The organism is Thermogutta sp. (genome assembly GCF_014359955.1).
GTDB lineage: Bacteria > Planctomycetota > Planctomycetia > Pirellulales > Thermoguttaceae > Thermogutta.
On record NZ_JACIYL010000722.1, the window covers coordinates 1 to 2,253 of the forward strand.

General features: G+C 57.3%; 3 protein-coding genes. 1 reads left to right on the plus strand and 2 read right to left on the minus strand.

Annotation, left to right across the window (positions count from 1 at the left end):
* Both H5U08_RS16285 and H5U08_RS16290 read right to left on the minus strand, forming a co-directional pair.
* A partial coding sequence (locus H5U08_RS16285; protein WP_297035443.1) for an alpha/beta hydrolase occupies positions 1 to 804 on the minus strand: 804 nt, incomplete at its 3' end.
* 27 nt (positions 805 to 831) lie between these two features.
* A complete protein-coding gene (locus H5U08_RS16290; RefSeq protein WP_297035445.1) occupies positions 832 to 1,665 on the minus strand; it encodes a carbon storage regulator in 834 nt (277 codons plus the stop codon).
* A 95-nt stretch (positions 1,666 to 1,760) separates the two neighbouring features.
* Between H5U08_RS16290 and H5U08_RS16295 the strand changes: the two genes are divergently transcribed.
* Positions 1,761 to 2,253: hypothetical protein (locus tag H5U08_RS16295; RefSeq protein ID WP_297035448.1), on the plus strand; the 493-nt coding region annotated here is incomplete at its 3' end.

The following is a 2,253-nucleotide window of genomic DNA, read 5'->3' on the forward strand; positions in this document are numbered from 1 at the left end:
GAGGACTTCGTGATAAAGCCCCTCATACAGCCGTAATGTCTTGTCGGTGGCGGCTGCGCGTTCGTAAAAGAGTTGGGCACCTTTTGCGGAAGAGAGTTTGTCGCCTGTGCCTTGCAATAGGAGGAAAGGCGTTTCGAACTCGGCCGCGGCCTGCTGCAGTTTTTCCTGGAGAGCGATGAGTTCCAGGCCGGTCCGAAGCGGGAAACGCCCCCGATAAACGAGAGGGTCTTCGCGAAGGGCTTTCAGAATCGCTGGATCCCGCGATACCGCATGCTGACCGAACCGCCTCGCCGTTTTCAATTGAACGAGGCGAATGTTCGGAAAAGCCTTCACCAAAAATCGTCCCAGCCCGACTAACCACTGCGGTATTCGAACAGCAATGACAACAGGAGGAGCACTGAGAATGACGCCGCTGACGCGGGGACGCCGGGTGGCACACCACAGGATGATCAGTCCGGCCCCCATGCTGTGTCCGAAAAGAAAGTCCGGCACCCGGCCGGCCTCGCGGAGTTGCTCACTGACGTCGTCCAGGTCTTCGAGATACTGATCGAAATCGCGGACGCTGACCCTTGGACCTTCCGACCGTCCGTGGCCCCGCAGATCAATCATTTCCAAACTGTACCCGTGGGCCGTCAACTGGCGGGCGAACCACTCATATCTGCCGCAGTGCTCAAGGATCCCGTGCAATCCGAAAATGCGGGCGCGGGGCGGAGACTCGGCTGGTTCCCAGAGGCGTCCGGTCAGCCGGGTGCCATCCCGGGTTATCCACGTCGTGTCCACGGTAAAGTCAAAACGCTGATGCACGAGTGATCCCGCTTCTTGACGCCTCCTTCACAACAATTTCAGCTCGCGGATGAGTGTTTCCGCCTGGTGATCCGTCTGGATCCACCGGTCCACACCGTGCGGACCGATGGTCACCTGCAATTCAGCGGGACTTCGCGATCCGAGGGCGATCACTTTGACACCCCGCAATTCTGGATTATCCCGGATCTCACGCAGCGTCCGTGCGGTGTCACACGGTGTTTTTCGGGTGGGGAGAGGCTGATCAAAGTCGAAGATGATCAGATCGGGACGCGCATGCTTCGCTAGATAATCCAGGGCCTGGCACCCATTGGGTACAATTTTCACTTTGAATCCCGCGCGTTCCAGCACAGCCGCGATGGGACGCCGGCTTTTCTTGACGTTCTGAACAACCAGCGCCAGCCGCTCCTGCTGTGCGGGAGTGCTCTGCACGGAACAATCCACCTTTCCAGCGGCCACCGCTTGCCGAGTTTCATGAAGGTGGAACAGAGCCTTCTGAATCGTTTGACGGGCCAGTTCAACGTTGCCCTGGGTCAATTGGGCGTCTGCATACTCCAGGGCCACGACCACGCAATCCAGGATTCTCTCGTACGCATCCCGTGCCTTGAGCTGGGACTCACTGGTTGAGGAATCACCACGTTGAGATCCGGCGGTTCGCAAAGGGGGAGCCTGAGCGGAAGTCTGCGGGGTGGCGCTCATCTCTTGCTGGAACGTCTCCAGCAATTCTTCGCGGAGCACAGGCACCTCCGGCGGCGCATCAATTCCCAACCTCACGGTGGATCCCGAAATCCGCACCACCCGAATAGACGTGTGCACGGTGGGAAGTACAATCCGTTCGTTTTCTCGGCGGGTCAGCACTAACATGACGTCCTCCTTTCCTTGGTTTGGCGTCCACAGAACGATGTCACATCGTACTGGACGGCTTCACCCCGTTTGCTGTGACAAGCCTGGGGTGGTGGTTGTCAAAGTTTCGTGGTGTCATTACGGGGCTTTCGGGCGTTCGGTTCTGGAAAACAATTTCAAAACAGTCTGAATGTTCGCGCGGACAACAGACGCAACACGGCCTGGCACTCGCCGTCGGCTTATCTTCTGGGGACTCAGGGGAAACGATTCTTACGGCAAATCGCCGTTTCCAACCTTACCGCCTGCCGACGCGCCGCAACAGCCTGCCTGCCCTTCCAGAACTCTCACCGCGCTCAGACTGCAAAACGGAATATCCGGCTTGCCCTGCCGCCGGACGATCCACTGTCATCCTGACGAGAAAACCATGTAAGGGGACGTCCTTGTCCGTGATCAATTGCTTTTTTAGCAATTTTTCAGAAGTCGGCCAAGATCAATTTTCGATCGAACCACAAGACAAGACCGACGAGCCGACTACCCGACAAAAGAGGCCTCAAAAACTGGCCAGGGCGTCAGATTCCGTCTTAAAAATCTGGAAGATTGTGTCAAATC

Coding starts and splice junctions, on each gene's coding strand:
- H5U08_RS16290 (WP_297035445.1), bottom strand. CDS start 1,665: ATGTTAGTGCTGACCCGCCGAGAAAACGAACGGATTGTACTTCCCACC.